Below are 16,463 nucleotides of genomic sequence, written 5' to 3'. Positions count from 1 at the left end.
TTCATCTCTTCCCCTCTTTTGTTATATGCATAAATAAAGCATGATACGTTGCCATTATCCCTTCATTTCCCGTGAAGTCTCTTTCGTATATGCGCAGCATCGCACGAAAGAGTGAGGGACTTTGACAATATGATCCTTCATTGCTATTAGTCGCTCCTACTTTTCGAATAGAATGCAGAAACTCCTTAACTTCTGTAAAACTCTCTATGTAACATGTTTCAGAAACATGCACATCCCCTGTTTCTATCTTGCATATATGAAGCAACTGATCTTTTGAATAAAAACGTTGACCAATCGATGTTTCATTTTTTATATTTCTTTCTTCTTTCGCACGTTGGAACGAAGTATGCAATTCTTGAAATGTTTCATGTCCAAACGTTGAAAAGAGTAATATCCCATCTATAGACAAATGATGAAATAAATTTCTTAACACTTGTTGTAAATTATTTAACCATTGAAATGTAGCATTTGAAATAATGACATCATATGATTCTTCTAATCGTAATCGCTCAATATCTTCACAGTGAAACGTTACATTTTTTACATTTTGTCTAGTTTGCGCAATCGCAATCATACTTTCAGCAAAATCAACTGCTGTAATATGTGCTTTCGGAAATAACTTTGATAATTGCTCTGTTACATACCCCGTCCCGCACCCCAGTTCTAAAATACGTATCGATGCCGTTTCACTATATCGTTCCTTTAAGATTGAAAGTAATGAATGTGCCATCTTTTTTTGTACATTTGCATATCGATCGTAAGATACGGCTGCCCCATTAAACCGTTTTTGTAGTAACGTTTTGTTGATCATGTCGTATCCCCTCTACAAATTGAATTATCTCATTTACGCAATATTCAAAATTCGTTACACATAATGCATGCCCTGCTTCACTTACTACTTTCAGCTCGCTACTGCTATTCTCCGTCATACTACGTGCCGCAGACAATGGGCATATTACATCCTGTTCTCCGTGAATAAGTAGTATAGGTACTTTAATTTCTTTTAGTTCTTCTCTCATATCTGTTTCTATTAAATAATCCAAACCTAGTTGTAAAGACTGAATAGAATCACCTTTAAAACGGTCTACAATGTCTTCAAAGTTTTTATTCTCTTTTAGCTCATCTTTCGTAAACATATTTTCATAAAACCGCTTGAGCGTATCTTCTTTCCTTCTCGCCAAATTCCTTTTCAGCCGTTCTACATGCAAAGCATTCCATCCGTTACTGTAATCGCTCGTATTTGTAAATTTAGCAGTACCACCAATTAATACGATGCCTTTTGCCTTAATCTTTTTATAAGCTTCAACTGCTGCTAACGCTCCTAGTGACCAACCAACTAAAATTACGTTGTCGTTATGTGCTACATCTATAATTCGTTCCACAAATTCACTTCGTTCGTTCACATTACGCCAATCTATGCATTGAACAGGATATCCTTTAAAATACGGAAGTACTAAATCCCAAATATTCTCTTCCATTCCCCATCCGGGGATAAAAATAATCTTTAGCTCTTTCATACGAAAATCTCCTCTTCTTTCGCAATGTGAATAATTCGGTCAATAGCCCATTTTAAATCAGCTATTGTATGTTGCGATGTAACTGCAAAGCGAATTCGAGAACTATGAATTGGCACAGTTGGCGGACGAATTGCAATGGCCGCAATCCCTGCCTCTTGCAACCTTTTACTAAACCTTAAAGCATGTTCATTTGAACCGACTACAATCGGTACAATATGAGTTGAGCTATTCCCAATATCAAAACCAGCATCCCTTAATTTAGTTCTGAAGTATTCTCCATTTGCTATAAGGTTCTCTCTTCTTTCGTTATCTTCTTTTACAATTTCAATTGCTTTTTGCACCGCTCCTAACGTACTTGGTGGTAAAGCTGTAGTAAAAATAAAGCTTCTCATCATATTTTGTAAATACTCTATATAAATTTCATCACCTGTCAAATACGCACCATAACACCCTAAAGCCTTGCTAAACGTCCCCATATGTATATCAATTTTTTGAGCAAGATTTTTTTCTATATGAGATAACCCAGCTCCGCCGATTCCATATATTCCACTCGCATGTGCTTCATCGACTATAATGATTGCCCCGTATTTCTCTTTCAGCTGTACTAAATCTCTCAAATACGCAGTATCACCATCCATACTAAAAACGGTATCTGTTACGATTAATTTCCTTTTTTCAGGCGAAGCCATTTTCAACAACTTCTCTAAATGATCCAAATCATTATGACGATACCTTTTATGCTCTGCCCCGCTTAATATGATTCCATCAACAATACTTGCGTGATTTAACTTATCACTAAAAACAATATCGTGCCGAGAGGCTAAAGAAGATATGGCACCTATATTTGCCGTATATCCACTATTTACAATTAAAGCTCTTTCAGTACCTTTCCAGTCACATATGCTTCTCTCAACCTCTTCATATAATGGATGATTTCCTACAACAAGGCGGGAGGCAGTCGCTCCAGTTCCATATCTTTTTGTACAGGCAATAGCAGCTTCTTTTAACCTTTCATCTCCAGCTAACCCTAAATAATTATTTGACGCTAAATTTAACATCCTTTTTTTATCTCGAATAAGCCAAGTCTCTTCTGCCTTCTCTGTTACATGCAAATCACGATACTGCCCTTGCTCATGTAATTGTTGTAATTTAGATTGAAGGTGCGCCCGCCACGTTTGATTCATTTTGGATAAACTCCTCTAATTTTGAAATCATAATATGTTCTTTTGCAGCTTCTAATACTTCTTCTTTCGTAAACTCACCTGCAAAGAATGGCAATAATCCTAAAACTGGTACCCCGCTCAGCTCTTCAATCATCTCTTTATTTTCTTGCACTCTTTCCATTTCACATTCTTTACAACCTGATAAAATGACACCCGCTACGGTTAAACCATGCGCCTTTGCGTAAGCAATCGTTAACACTGTATGATTTACTGTTCCTAATGTAGGACGAGCTACTACAATAAGAGGCAACTGTAATTCTGTTGCAAAATCTATTACTAAAGCATCTTCTGTATATGGGACAGCAAGCCCACCTGCTCCTTCTACAAATAAGCTATTAAACTCTTTTAATAGTTCATTATAGTAATCAGTAATTTCTTTTAACTTTACTACTCTTCCAGCTCTTTTCATGGCAAGTCTCGGAGCAAGTGGTTCTTCAATAGAATAAGGGCAAATTTCATTTTCTTGTGTCGGTACACCTGATAGTACTTTTAACCTTGCCGCATCTCCCTCAGGGTTTGATGCAACATGCCCACTTTGCAACGGTTTATATACCCCTACGTTATATCCTAATTCTCTAAATACACCTGCCATAGCACCTGCAACTACTGTTTTTCCAACTTCAGTATCAGTTGCTGTTATGAAAAAACCACTCATTATTCTCCCTCCGTAACATCCGAGATTGCCTTGTATAAAATACGTAACATATCATCAATCTCTTCAAAAGTAGAAGCAAGTGGTGGCATAAATACAATCGTATTACCTAGCGGTCGTAAAATCATACCCAGCTCTCTTGAGCGTTTACATACTTGAACACCGACTCTTTCTGTCCAGTCAAAAGCTTCTTTCGTTCCCTTATTCTTCACAAGCTCAATACCAACCATTAATCCGCACTGACGAATATCACCTACATGTTTATAGGCAAAGAGCTTTTCTAATTGCGCTGCCACATAATCCGTTTTACGTGCCACTTCTTCTATTAAATTTGTTTTTTCATATAGTTCTAGATTCGCGATTGCTACGGCACACCCTAACGGATTGCCTGTGTAGCTATGTCCATGGAAAAATGTTTTTTGTTCTTCATATTCTCCTAAGAAAGCATTATATATTTCATCTGTCGTTACCGTAACTGCAATTGGTAAATATCCACCTGTTAAACCTTTCCCAGCAGTTAAAATGTCTGGCGTCACATTTTCATGTTCACACGCAAACATTTTCCCTGTACGCCCAAATCCAGTCGCTACCTCATCTGTAATAAATAATACATTGTACTTTGTACATAAATCGCGCAGTCCTTTTAAATATCCTTTTGGCATTGTAATCATTCCGCCAGCACCTTGCATTAATGGCTCTACAATGATGGCAGCTACTTCTTCATGCTTTTCTTTCAACAATTCTTCCATTTCTTCTAAATGGCTTTTTACAATTTCCTCCTTATTATTTCCGTAAGGAGAACGATATGTATATGGATACGGCATTTTAATCGCATCAAATAAGAGCGAACTATACACTTGGTGAAACAAGTCTATTGCTCCTACTGAAACAGCTCCAATTGTATCACCGTGATATGCTTCTTTTAATGTAACGAATCTTTGTTTCTTTGGTTTCCCTTTATGCTGCCAATATTGGAAAGCCATCTTAATTGCAATTTCAACAGCGGTAGAACCTGAATCAGAGTAGAATACCTTCTTCAATCCATCTGGTACAACCTCAATAATTTTTTCTGCTAATAAAATAGATGGAACGTTAGCAAGTCCTAACATAGTAGAATGAGCAATTTTATTTAATTGCTCACGAATTGCTTCATCTAATTCCGGTACTTGATGTCCGTGAACATTTAACCATATAGATGAAACACCATCCCAATACTCATTACCATTTACATCGTATAGTTTTCTTCCCTCTCCACGTTCAATAATGACAGGATCTTCTTCTAAATAATCTTTCATTTGTGTAAATGGGTGCCATACATAAGCTTTATTTTTCTCTGCTAATTCTTCATATGTATAAGATGATTTTTCAATCGTTTTACTGTTTATTGTCACAATTGCCACCCCTAATGTTAACTTGTTTATAAATATAGTTAACATTAAATCCGAATGACTGTCAATTATTTTAAAATCAAATAGTTCTTAAAAAAGAACAACTTATCATACGATAAGTTGTTCTACTTTCCATGCTGTATCTTTCCAATTTCTAAAATAATTTCTTCATCTTTTTTTCCCTCTGTATCAATTCCAAGTTGCTTAGCGTGCTCAATTAATAAATCATGACGCTTCTCAAACCTAGCGGTATTCACTTCTTTCGTAACCTCTTCTTTTGTTTTCCCCTCAGTAGAAACTCCTAGTTTCTCTGCTGCTTTTTCCATTGATTTCTTCTCTTCTATTTCTTTTACTTTCTTCACTTCTGACTGTTGTATTTGCTTTTGTTTCAACTGCTCTGATTCAGCCGCAAAAGCTGTGTAAATTCCAGCACTTCCTCCAATAACTAATAAAGTGGTAAAAAGAATTATTTTTTTCTTCACTCTTTCCTCCCCCTTTCAAATTCATTATAACGTACATTTTTACAGCGTTAAAAACAATTCTCCTTTATTTCCCTAAAAAAATATTTAATATTTTTATTGACATGTAAGATGAAAATATGATAAAAATTTAACTAACATCATATGAATCGGCGTTGATAGGATTTAGTAGTATTTCGATTTCTGATTTCAGAGAGCTGGTGGTCGGTGCGAACCAGTACAGAGCGAATTATGAATTACCCCCTGGAGCTTCTTTTACGAAACGTAAGGAGTAGTGAAAGACGGTTATAGACCGTTATGTCTAAAGAGTGGTGGAACGAAACTGTTTCACAATTTAGGGTGGTACCGCGAATTTTTCGTCCCTGCATATATTGCAGGGGCGTTTTTATTTTATTAACGCATATCATACGACCCTTTATTTTGTGATACATTCATTTCACAAGCTAGGGTGGTACCGCGATTTCTTCGTCCCTGCATAATTATATGCAGGGGCGTTTTTTTATCCAATCATTTCCGCATCATATTGAGATATGGACAATTACCGGTAATTTGTCACAAAATTCTAAATTCTAGAAGGAAATAAACAATATTGGCGAATTTTATATAAAAAAGAGCTATTTTAGATTACTTAGGAGGGGAAAACAATGGTTTCAAAAATTGAATCTGTTCTTTTAACAATTTTTATCTTTTTCTGCATTGGCTTTAGTGTTATCAAATTAGAAGTTTCACCACACATCCCAATTTTATTTGGTATCGTTCTTTTATTAGCATTTGGATTCTTGAAGAGAATCTCTTGGTCTACTATGGAGAAAGGGATGATCAGTAGTATTTCAGCTGGTATTCCATCTATATTTATTTTCTTACTTGTAGGCGTATTAATTAGCGTTTGGATCGCAGCTGGAACTATTCCAACTTTAATGGTATACGGCTTCCAACTTGTATCTCCAAAAATTTTCGTTCCAACTGTTTTTGTTGTTTGTGCAATTGTTGGAACGAGTATCGGTAGTGCATTTACAACTGCTGCAACTGTAGGACTTGCCTTTATGGGAATGGGTACTGCCCTTGGATACGATCCAGCTCTTATTGCTGGTGCAATTATTTCTGGTGCATTCTTCGGAGATAAAATGTCTCCTTTATCTGATACAACAAACTTAGCGCCTGCTGTAACAGGTGTAGATTTATTTGAACATATTCGTAACATGCTTTGGACAACAGTGCCAGCTTTCATTATTGCATTTATCGCATTTTTCATTTTAGGAAGCGGATCTGGTGGAAACGTTGATTTCTCAGCATTTATTAACACATTAGAAAAAAATACAACAATTTCTATCGTTACACTGATTCCTATTTTATTACTGTTCCTATTCGCATTTAAAAAGGTACCCGCAGTTCCAACATTACTTGCAGGAATTGTGGTAGGAATTATTATTCTCTTTATTTTTAAACCTAGCACTTCTTTAGCTGATTTAATGAAAATTATGCAAGACGGTTACGTTTCTAAAACTGGTATCAAAGATATTGATAGCTTATTATCTCGCGGTGGCCTGCAAAGTATGATGATGTCGATTGCCCTTATTTTCCTAGCTCTTTGTATGGGAGGATTATTACAAGGAATGGGTATTATAGCGCAGCTGATGAATATTATCTCTAGCTTCGTAAAAAATAGCACACGCTTAATTATTTCTACTGCTTCAACTGCAATTGGTGTAAACTTCTTACTTGGTGAACAGTACTTATCAATTGTTTTAACAGGACAAGCATTTGCTAATAAATACGATGAAGTCGGTTTAGAACGTCGTAATTTATCACGAGTATTAGAAGATGCAGGTACAGTTATTAACCCGCTCGTACCATGGGGTGTAAGTGGCGTATTCTTAACAAACGTCCTTAGCGTTCCAACATTCGATTACCTTCCATACGCAATCTTCTGTTTAGCTTGTCCAGTCGTAACGATTATCGTCGGCTTTACTGGATTTGGCCTGTCATGGAAGAAAGAAAAAGCAGTACCAGTTTCATAATATAACAAAAAGGATTACCAAATCGGTAATCCTTTTTATATTTCTCGACTATCTATTCGCTTTCTTTCTTCTAAATAACAGAAGGAATCCCGCTCCAACAAACGCAAGACCAGCTCCAATTGTAGAAGCAATACTTGCACCTGTTTTTGGTAAATCACGTTCATCTTTTTCAGCTTCTTTATTTTCACTTACAGTTGTTGTTGTTTCTTTTGTATTTTGATCATCTGTTGTAGTTTGTCCAGATCCAGTATTGTTTCCATCTTGCTTTGGTTCATTACCATTATTACCTTCTTCTGTTGGTGGTGTTGGGTTTTCTCCATTACCTGTTGGCGGTGTCGTTGGATTTTCTCCACCACCTGTTGGCGGTGTCGTCGGATTTTCTCCATCACCTTTCGGCGGTGTCGTTGGATTTCCTTCACCAGTTTCTTTATCATCATTCTTCTTCGTTATATCAATTGCATATTTAGCAAATTCATTTTCAGATGGTCCAACATATGAAATCTTTCCATCTGCCTTTATATACTTTTGTGCATTTGGTGAAGAATCAAATGTTGTATTTAATTTATCTGCAACAATCGGTTTAAACGTCCAATTTTTATCTGCTTCCGGATTAATAACTGGTGTTTCTTGCATATACTTCACAATAATTTGACGTGTTTCATCTTGTGATTGGTATACAACTTCCCCTTTACTTACACCCGGGAACGTCTGGCTACTTCCACGATAGTTATTTGTAGCGACGATGAACTCTTGCTCGTCAGCTACTGGCTTACCTTCATATGTCATATTTATAATACGATTCGTATTTGCATTTACAACTTTTCCATCTTTATCGTATTTCGCCGGTTGTGTTACATCAATTTCGTATTTTAAGCCATCTAAAATATCAAAGTTATATGTAGGATAGCCTATATTTACTAATGGCTGTTCTTCTGTTTTCTTTGGATCAATTTGATTAAACTGACCTGCAGACATTTCAAGCCATTCTTTCACTTGTGCCCCATTTACTTTTACAGCATATAACGTATTTGGATACACGTATAAATCTGCAACGTTTTTAATCGCTAACGTTCCAGCTGGAATATCAGTATAATATGTTGCACCGTTTCGGCCACCTGCTTTAAATGGTGCACCTGCAGATAAAACTGGAATTCCTTTATATTTGCTATACTGTCCATTTTCAGCAAATAACTTTTCTACATACCACTTTTGTGCATTTGTCACAAGTTGTACAGAAGGATCATCTTGTACTAATGAAAAATAACTATTAATTGGTGCTTTCGTTTCACCTACAGCTGTATTTACATAGTCGATTGTCGCTTGATGATCGTCTTTAATTTCATTAACTAAATTTTGATCAGATTCTACTAATGGTTTTCCTTTACTATCAGCAATCGGACGAAGTTGCGGCTTCGATTGCTCTTTTTGTACTTCCCATGTTCCGTTTACCTTTTTCAATTGCATATCAATAATACCTAAGTTACTACCAAAAACACCAGGCATTACAACTGGAACACCATTAAATACATCCTTCACTTCAGTATGTGAATGTCCCATTAATACTGCATCTACGCCAGGAACTTGCGTTGCTAAATGATATGATGCATTTTCCATTTTATTCACTTCTTTATATTCGCTCTTATCGACGCCTGAATGAGCCAATGCAACGATAATATCTGCACCCTCATCTTGCATTTTTTTCACCATTATTTTTGCTGTTGCGACGATGTCTTTCGCTTTTACTTTTCCTTCTAAGTTCGCTTTATCCCAGTTCATGATTTGTGGTGGAACAAATCCCATTACACCAATTTTCACTATTTGTTTTTGACCTGCTTCATCCACTACTTCTTTCTTTAAAATATGATATGGTTTAAAATAATTTTCATCGTTCTCTTCCTTATCATCATGGTCAACTTTATATACATTCGAGTTAATAACCGGGAAATCCGTTTTTTCAATCACCTTGTTTAAATAATCTAAACCGTAGTTAAATTCATGATTCCCAAGAGAGATGACGTCATACTTCATTAAATTCATTACACGATATAATGGATGTGTATAACTAGGATCCACAAGATTTTTCGGATCATTTATTTTATTCGCTACGTAATCCCCAAGCGGTGTCCCTTGTAATGCATCCCCATCATCAAATAGGACAGAGTTTTTCACTTCTTCACGTGCTTTATTAACGAGTGTTGCCGTTTGTACAAGACCTACTTTATTATCTGTTTTCGTTTGATAATAATCGTAATTCATTAAGTTAACGTGAATATCTGATGTTTCTAGAATTCGTAAGTTAACTGTACTCTCCCCAGTGTTATCATCTGCATGAGCTGTTGCTGGCATTACTTGCGGTGCCATTACACCAATCGCAAGAGTTGCTCCAGCTAGCATTTTTTTTGACTTTTTCACAAAAAATCCCCCTTATACAATTACCAGAAATAATGAAATGAATCCCTATCCGTCTCTAACCACATACCTTTTTTCTTCTATTAGAGACACAATTTTCATTTCACCCTGCGCTAACGAGTAGTCCCCTTAAACGCTCGATTGATGAAGACTAACAATTAATAGGAAATAAAGCTCCCACTAATTAAAATTTCACCTTATCTGACATTATCATATATAAAGTTCTTTCCTATCGTCAATATTTTTTGACAAACTTCAACAAATTTTCTGTAAAGTTATTATAAACTTTTCATAAACATATAATATGCCCTTACATTGCTAATACTGCTGAATATGATACAATTACCAATTACAAGGAGGATGAATTTATGAAAAAAGTCATCTTAACAATTGTTTGTCTCCTCCTTCTGATCATTTCTTATTCTTATTTTGAAAAGAACGACGAGACAAAACAAAATGAATCTGAAGAAAAAACAGAAAAAACATCTGCCCCAAATTGGATTGATAAGCAAACAAACGAATCTTTTTATCATCTTGTATTAGGTGATTCACTCGCTAAAGGATATGGATCGACACAAGGTGGATTTGCTGAATTAGCTTCTAAGCAAATAGAAGCACAAATTCATAAACCAATTACAGTAGAAAACCTTGGGGTAAACGGTCTTACAACAGATCGTCTCGCTAAAAAAGTTCAATCAGAAGATGTAAAGGAAAAAATTAGAGCAGCAAATATAATTACAATTAATATTGGAGGAAATAATTTATTTCGTTTAAATCGTGATGTTGGTGTTATAGATGGTATAAAAATGTTAAATAAAGAAAAAGCTCATTTTGAAGCGGATGTAAAAAATATTGTAAAGACAGTCCGAGATCAAAATCCGGATGCTTTACTCATTCTTTCTGAACTCTATAACCCGTTACAACTCGATGACTCCATCGCAAGTTATGCAGATATGTTTTTAGACGGCTGGAATGAATCCGTTTATTTCATTGCAAAAGTGAATCAACCATCTATCGTTTTGCCAATTCGTAAATTAATATCGAATGATAAAAAAGAATTGCTCTTTGACCAAGTACACCCAAATGATAAAGGCTATACGATTATTGCCGATTCATTTACAAAAAAAGTGTTGGCCTACAAATATTAAAATTCCCATGAAACAATTCTATTTTTATAACATGTCTTTTTTGTTACAATGATAGTGGAAGGGGGCCTTTATATGGAATCACGCGAGTGGGAACGTATTGTTGATCATCTTCTTTCGCTAGTGCCTCTTTTTTATCGCAAATTTATGCTTCCTGGAGAATTTTCTTCTCAAAGACATATGCCGCCATCACATACACAAGTATTACTGCTTTTGCATGAAAACGGCACATTAGCAGTTTCCGAAATCGGCAAGCGGCTAGCGATTTCACGGCCTAACATGACACCTCTATTAAACAAACTTATTCAAGAAGAACTAATAGAGCGTCATTATAGCGAAAAAGATCGACGGGTCATTTTAATTTCTCTAACAGCTGAAGGGAAATTATTAGTAAATCAGTATCAGCAATTCATTTTAGACAAACTAAAAGAAAATTTCCAAACATTATCTGAGGAAGAGCGCGAAAAGCTCATTCATTCTCTTCAAACCATTCAAAATTTAATTTTGAAAACAAACGTATAAAGCTGCTTCTAAATAGAAGCAGCTTTATGATTCGTAATAATTACCATAGTACACATTGGAATATGGCCATGTTGTTAAATATGGTTTTTTTTCCTGTGTAGGCTGTTGTTGTGGTAATTGTGGTATTTGCTGTAATTGTTGTTGCCGATATAATTCGTATTGTCTACTCGTATCATAAACCGGATAATAATTTACATATGGATATACTTGAGGTACGTAATAATAATACATTATCCTCTCCTCCTTTTTCTTAAACATATTCAAAGGAGAAAATGAATGTGACATTGTTTATAATTGTACAAGTGGTTCTCTCACTCGTTTCTTCCTTTTCTTCAAGCGTAACTTACGGTTCTTTTCGTATAAATAATGCACAACGAAATATGAAATGAGACCAAACACAACTCCTAAAATCGTCATTCCAATTAATACATACACTTCACTTTGTAATAAGCTCTTTAATATCGTAAAAATGTGACTTGAAAACAAGTCCGCTATCGTAAATGGTTCATGATGAATTTTCTGTACATGAAATGGATAAATCATTTTTCCTAGCGCATACGCAAGCGGAAATAAAAATACTGGGAGAAACGATATTTTCCCAATAATATTGCCAATAACTGCCGCAGGAAAAGATCCCTTTGCTAACCTGACGATTGGATAAAATATTACATATACGAGCGATGCCGTATAAATGACTAACATTTCTAAGCCGAATCCTATAGCAAACCCTAACGATACTTTCTTTGCGCCTTCTGGCGATCGAAGCAACTTATAATATTGAAACTTTAATATTCTCCATATCCGCTGAAAAAACGAATATGTTTTCTTAGTTGTTTTCACCCTCATCATCTCTTTAACTATATTTTTATATGTAGTATGTCCTTACACACTCTGAAAAACAAATTTAGTTTTCTCTTTTATTATAAATGATATCGAAATGGTTAACCAAATATACATCCGACATTTTAATATAAAAAAACCTCCCTTTTAGGAAGGCTCTTCTACATTTCTAAATAAACTCACTAATAATGCTTTTTGAGCATGCAATCGATTACCAGCTTGCTCAAAGACGATAGACTGTGGTCCATCTATAATTTCTCCTGTTACTTCTTCTTCACGATGGGCAGGTAAACAGTGTAAGAAACGATATGTTTGCTTCGCATGCTTAACAAGTTCTTTATTAATTTGGTAAGGTTGAAATAAAGAATATTTCGCTTCTTCTCCCTCTTGCCCCATGCTCATCCAAACGTCAGTATAAATGAAATCTGCTTCATTCACCGCTAATTCAGGATCATGCAAAACTTCAATTTCAGCTCCTGTTTCCTTGGCAATCGCTAACGCTTTTTTTACAATCTCTTCATTCGGTTCATATCCTACAGGCGTTGCAACAGTCATATGCATTCCGACTTTTGCACTCGCTAGCAACAATGAATGACATACATTATTTCCGTCACCTACGTAAGCCAATTTTATTCCTTTAAATGTATTTATTTCTTCATATATCGTCATGAGGTCTGCCAATGCTTGACAAGGATGATGATCATCCGTTAAACCGTTAATAACAGGAATACTCGATTCTTTTGCAAGCTCTTCTACATCCGCGTGTGAGAATGTACGTATCATGATCCCGTCAATATACTGCGATAATACTTTCGCAGTATCTGAAACGGTTTCTCCTCTTCCCATTTGCATCTCTTTCCCACTTAAAAACATACCATGTCCCCCGAGTTGTACCATTCCCGCTTCAAAAGATACACGAGTACGAGTTGAATGCTTATCAAAAATAAGCCCTAATATTTTGCCTTGTAATAAAGGCTCTTGCTTATTCTTTTTTAAATATATAGCGAACTCAATTAAAGAAATAATTTTTTCTTTCGTTAATTCTTCTAGTGTTAAAAGATCTTTCGTATTTAATTTCGGTACTTGTACAGTTGACATGAAACTTCCCCCTTATATGATTGATACGTTTTTTGTACAAACTACTTTTTTTATTATATATACTGCCTGTTCTAACTCTTCATTCGTGACAATGAGTGGCGGTAATAGTCTTATAACATTAGGGCCTGCTTGTAATACGAGAAGTCCTTCGTTTTCTAGTTGTTCTATAAAACTTGCAACTTCATGCTTACACTCAATCCCAATCATAAGCCCCTTACCACGTATATTTTGAATACATTCGACATGCTGTAATTCCTCTTGCAACTTCTCTAATACGTACTCGCCTTTTTCTTGTACTTCTTTTAAAAACGATGGTTTTTTACTCACTTGCAATACTTCTTTCGCTGCAGCCATCGCGATGTAATTCCCGCCAAAAGTTGAACCGTGTGATCCTGCAGTAAACGACGTTCCGAGCTCTTTCCCGCCAATCATCGCTCCGACAGGAATCCCATTCCCAAGTGCCTTTGCAACGGTAACGATATCAGGCTCTATTCCCACTTGTTCATAAGCGAATAGTGTTCCAGTTCTTCCTATCCCCGTTTGTACTTCGTCTATAATAAATAAGGAACCGAACTTATTACATAATGTTTCAATCTCTTTCAAAAAAGATAGATCAGCAGGTATTACTCCTCCCTCTCCTTGAACAACTTCTACCATTACCGCCGCAACTTCTTCATTCATTACTTCCTCTAATGCTTTAATATCGTTAAAAGGGATATGTAAAAAAGATGGAAGTAATGGACCAAATCCTTCTTTCACCTTATCTTGGCCCGTTGCACTCATCGTTCCCAATGTTCTACCGTGAAAAGACTGCTGGCATGTTACGACGAGAGATTTTCCAGTATGCTTACGTGCTAACTTTAAAGCTGCTTCATTTGCCTCTGCCCCACTATTACAGAAAAACACATAATCTAATGCTCTATTTTCTGTTAATAATGACGCAACTTCTTCTTGTAAGCTGTTTGTAAACAGGTTAGATATATGCCATATATCATCAAGTTGCTCTTGTACACCTTTGAGAACAGTAGAGTGACAATGTCCTAAATTACATACGCCAATTCCTGCTGTAAAATCTAAATATTGCTTACCTTTATTATCAATAACTTTCGTTCCAGTTCCCTTTACAAACTCAATAGTTCTTCTGCCATACGTTTGAAAAAGATGACTCGTCATGCAATACTCACACCTTTCGTTACCGTCGTTCCAATAAACTCTCCCGTAACCTCAGTAAAATCTTTTGTACCATTCACAATACTTATCTTTTGCACTCCCATTTTTAATGATGCTAGTGCCGCCTGTACTTTCGGAATCATCCCACCTGTAATAACACCTGTTTCTATAAAAGTTGCAATTTCAGATTCATCCGTTTCCTTTACCAAATTCCCTTCATGTAATATTCCATCTACATCCGTAATAAAAATAAGCTCTTTTGCCCCTAACGCGGCCGCAATCCCAGCTGCAGCATTGTCCGCATTTATGTTATAAATTTCATTACCATTTACCCCGATTGGAGCAATAACAGGAATATACCCCATATTTATTAATCCTTTTAATAAGGCTGTTTCTACATAACTTACTTCTCCCACATATCCTATCTCCTCGCTGACAGGTTGAACTTGAAGTAAATTACCGTCACACCCCGAACAACCTACAGCAAGTAAATTATGCTTTTGTAAATTCATTACGAGTTTTTTATTCGTACTTCCGCATAGCACCATTTGAACAACATCCATAACTTCTTTTGGTGTTACGCGTAATCCATCTCTTTTTTCTACGTTGATGTTACAATCTTTTAATTTGGCATCAATTTCTGGCCCACCACCATGAACAATCACTACTTTATACTTCTGTTGCAATTTCTTTATACAATCAAAAAACACAGCATTTAATTGATTCAACATACTACCGCCGCATTTCACTACAATATAATCGCTCATCTTCTCTCTCCTTATGTACGATAACAAGCATTTATTTTCACATATTCATAGCTTAAGTCACAGCCCCAAGCTGATCCTGTCTCTTCACCTAAGTGTAAGTACACATTAATGACTATTTCATCTTCTTGTAATCTCTCTTTCATTTCTTCTTCAGAAAATATTTGAGGCTCACTATTTTTTAATACCGATATAGATTGAAGAGTAATGTCAATTGTGTTCGGATTAATAGCTACTTCACTTTGTCCAATACTGCTAATAATTCGCCCCCAGTTTGGGTCTTCACCATGTATTGCTGTTTTCACAAGACTCGAACCGACTATTTGCTTTGCAATTTTTTTTGCCTCTTCATTCGTTTGAGCTCCTAGCACATTTACTTCTATTAACTTCTTAGCTCCTTCACCATCTTGCGCAATTTTTTTCGCTAAATCTTCACATACCTTCTGTAAAGCACATACGAAAGTTTCCCAATCTGTATGTTCCATATTTATCGGTCTTGTTTCTGATAATCCACTTGCCATAACGATGACCATATCATTCGTAGAAGTATCTCCATCTACCGTAATTTGATTAAATGTATGATTCGTAATTTGGGATAACACTGTTTGCAATACGTCATGCTCTATATGAGCATTTGTCGTAATAAAACTAAGCATCGTTGCCATATTCGGATGAATCATCCCTGAACCTTTTGCAACACCCGCAATCGCCACTTTCTTCCCATCAATAATCATTTCATAGCAAGTTTCTTTCGTTATAAGATCCGTCGTTAAAATTGCTTCAGAAAAACAATATGCTTCACTTTCTTCCTTCGTTGGTATAAGAGTTGCAACTCCCTTTCGGATTATATCCATCGGCAGTGGAACACCAATTACACCTGTTGAAGCTACTGCAACGTAATTTTCTTTCATCCCAAAATGTTCCGCCCCTAATGCGCGCATCTCGTATGCGTCTTGTAATCCTTTCATTCCAGTACAAGCATTTGCATTTCCACTATTGACGATAATAGCTTGTAATTTCCCTTCTGCCGTTATACTATCCTTCGTTACTTGCAAAGGAGCTGCTTGTATTTGATTCGTTGTATACACAGCGGCACATGATGCTGGTACATCACAAACGATGGCACCTAAATCCTTTTTCTCCTTTTTTAAACCATTTGCAGTACCAATTGCCGAAAAGCCTTTCGGCGTTACAATTGAACCATTTTCTAATTTTGTAATAGACGCTACTTTAATCAT

16 protein-coding genes and 1 other annotated feature are annotated in these 16,463 nt (G+C 35.9%); of the genes, 3 read left to right on the top strand and 13 right to left on the bottom strand.

Annotated elements, in window-relative coordinates; all coding sequences use genetic code 11:
- Position 1: 1 nt before the first annotated feature.
- From bioC to ACODS7_RS00660, 6 genes are all read right to left on the bottom strand, one after another.
- Positions 2-811, bottom strand: coding sequence for a malonyl-ACP O-methyltransferase BioC (gene bioC / locus ACODS7_RS00685; RefSeq protein ID WP_029443262.1), 810 nt, complete (start codon positions 809-811; stop codon positions 2-4).
- The gene (locus ACODS7_RS00680) at positions 777-1,517 is read right to left on the bottom strand and encodes an alpha/beta fold hydrolase (RefSeq protein ID WP_242306732.1); all 741 of its coding nucleotides are present in this window, start codon (positions 1,515-1,517) and stop codon (positions 777-779) included. Before ACODS7_RS00680 ends, bioC begins: the two co-directional genes overlap by 35 nt.
- Complete coding sequence (gene bioF, locus ACODS7_RS00675) at positions 1,514-2,701, bottom strand: 8-amino-7-oxononanoate synthase (RefSeq protein ID WP_098138101.1); 1,188 nt, start codon at positions 2,699-2,701, stop codon at positions 1,514-1,516. Before bioF ends, ACODS7_RS00680 begins: the two co-directional genes overlap by 4 nt.
- On the bottom strand, positions 2,667-3,395 hold the full coding sequence (bioD, locus tag ACODS7_RS00670) for a dethiobiotin synthase (protein ID WP_098138103.1): 729 nt from the start codon (positions 3,393-3,395) through the stop codon (positions 2,667-2,669). Before bioD ends, bioF begins: the two co-directional genes overlap by 35 nt.
- A complete protein-coding gene (gene bioA / locus ACODS7_RS00665) occupies positions 3,395-4,828 on the bottom strand; it encodes an adenosylmethionine--8-amino-7-oxononanoate transaminase (RefSeq protein WP_142315909.1) in 1,434 nt (477 codons plus the stop codon). The genes bioD and bioA overlap by 1 nt, the downstream gene beginning before the upstream one ends.
- Before the next feature lie 77 nt (positions 4,829-4,905).
- A complete protein-coding gene (locus ACODS7_RS00660) occupies positions 4,906-5,262 on the bottom strand; it encodes a hypothetical protein (RefSeq protein ID WP_000726902.1) in 357 nt (118 codons plus the stop codon).
- Positions 5,263-5,405: 143 nt separating this feature from the next.
- Positions 5,406-5,626: a binding site (T-box leader), on the top strand.
- Positions 5,627-5,903: 277 nt separating this feature from the next.
- On the opposite strand from ACODS7_RS00660, the gene nhaC reads away from it, so the two are divergent.
- On the top strand, positions 5,904-7,277 hold the full coding sequence (gene nhaC / locus ACODS7_RS00655) for a Na+/H+ antiporter NhaC (protein WP_224413397.1): 1,374 nt from the start codon (positions 5,904-5,906) through the stop codon (positions 7,275-7,277).
- Positions 7,278-7,325: 48 nt separating this feature from the next.
- Here nhaC and cpdB read toward each other — a convergent pair whose 3' ends face one another.
- On the bottom strand, positions 7,326-9,689 hold the full coding sequence (gene cpdB / locus ACODS7_RS00650; RefSeq protein ID WP_243168069.1) for a bifunctional 2',3'-cyclic-nucleotide 2'-phosphodiesterase/3'-nucleotidase: 2,364 nt from the start codon (positions 9,687-9,689) through the stop codon (positions 7,326-7,328).
- 365 nt (positions 9,690-10,054) lie between these two features.
- Between cpdB and ACODS7_RS00645 the strand changes: the two genes are divergently transcribed.
- Together ACODS7_RS00645 and ACODS7_RS00640 are read left to right on the top strand one after the other, a co-directional pair.
- On the top strand, positions 10,055-10,834 hold the full coding sequence (locus tag ACODS7_RS00645; protein WP_243168070.1) for a GDSL-type esterase/lipase family protein: 780 nt from the start codon (positions 10,055-10,057) through the stop codon (positions 10,832-10,834).
- 72 nt (positions 10,835-10,906) lie between these two features.
- A complete protein-coding gene (locus tag ACODS7_RS00640; RefSeq protein WP_000445819.1) occupies positions 10,907-11,353 on the top strand; it encodes a MarR family winged helix-turn-helix transcriptional regulator in 447 nt (148 codons plus the stop codon).
- Positions 11,354-11,377: 24 nt separating this feature from the next.
- Here the strand turns inward: ACODS7_RS00640 and ACODS7_RS00635 are convergent, their stop codons facing one another.
- The 6 genes from ACODS7_RS00635 to argJ all read right to left on the bottom strand — a co-directional run bounded on the left by ACODS7_RS00635 (position 11,378) and on the right by argJ (position 16,463).
- Positions 11,378-11,584 (bottom strand): hypothetical protein, encoded by a 207-nt coding sequence (locus ACODS7_RS00635; protein ID WP_016080355.1) that lies wholly within the window; start codon positions 11,582-11,584, stop codon positions 11,378-11,380.
- 57 nt (positions 11,585-11,641) lie between these two features.
- Complete coding sequence (locus ACODS7_RS00630) at positions 11,642-12,202, bottom strand: DUF2062 domain-containing protein (RefSeq protein ID WP_050844491.1); 561 nt, start codon at positions 12,200-12,202, stop codon at positions 11,642-11,644.
- A 138-nt stretch (positions 12,203-12,340) separates the two neighbouring features.
- A complete protein-coding gene (argF, locus tag ACODS7_RS00625) occupies positions 12,341-13,291 on the bottom strand; it encodes an ornithine carbamoyltransferase (protein WP_243168071.1) in 951 nt (316 codons plus the stop codon).
- Positions 13,292-13,303: 12 nt separating this feature from the next.
- A complete protein-coding gene (argD, locus tag ACODS7_RS00620) occupies positions 13,304-14,464 on the bottom strand; it encodes an acetylornithine transaminase (RefSeq protein WP_243168072.1) in 1,161 nt (386 codons plus the stop codon).
- A complete protein-coding gene (gene argB / locus ACODS7_RS00615) occupies positions 14,461-15,228 on the bottom strand; it encodes an acetylglutamate kinase (RefSeq protein WP_050844494.1) in 768 nt (255 codons plus the stop codon). Before argB ends, argD begins: the two co-directional genes overlap by 4 nt.
- An 11-nt stretch (positions 15,229-15,239) precedes the next feature.
- Positions 15,240-16,463, bottom strand: a complete 1,224-nt coding sequence (gene argJ, locus ACODS7_RS00610) for a bifunctional glutamate N-acetyltransferase/amino-acid acetyltransferase ArgJ (protein WP_243168073.1) — start codon at positions 16,461-16,463, stop codon at positions 15,240-15,242.

Source organism: Bacillus sp. FG16 (genome assembly GCF_057809515.1).
This window is presented reverse-complemented; position numbering and strand designations above follow the sequence as displayed.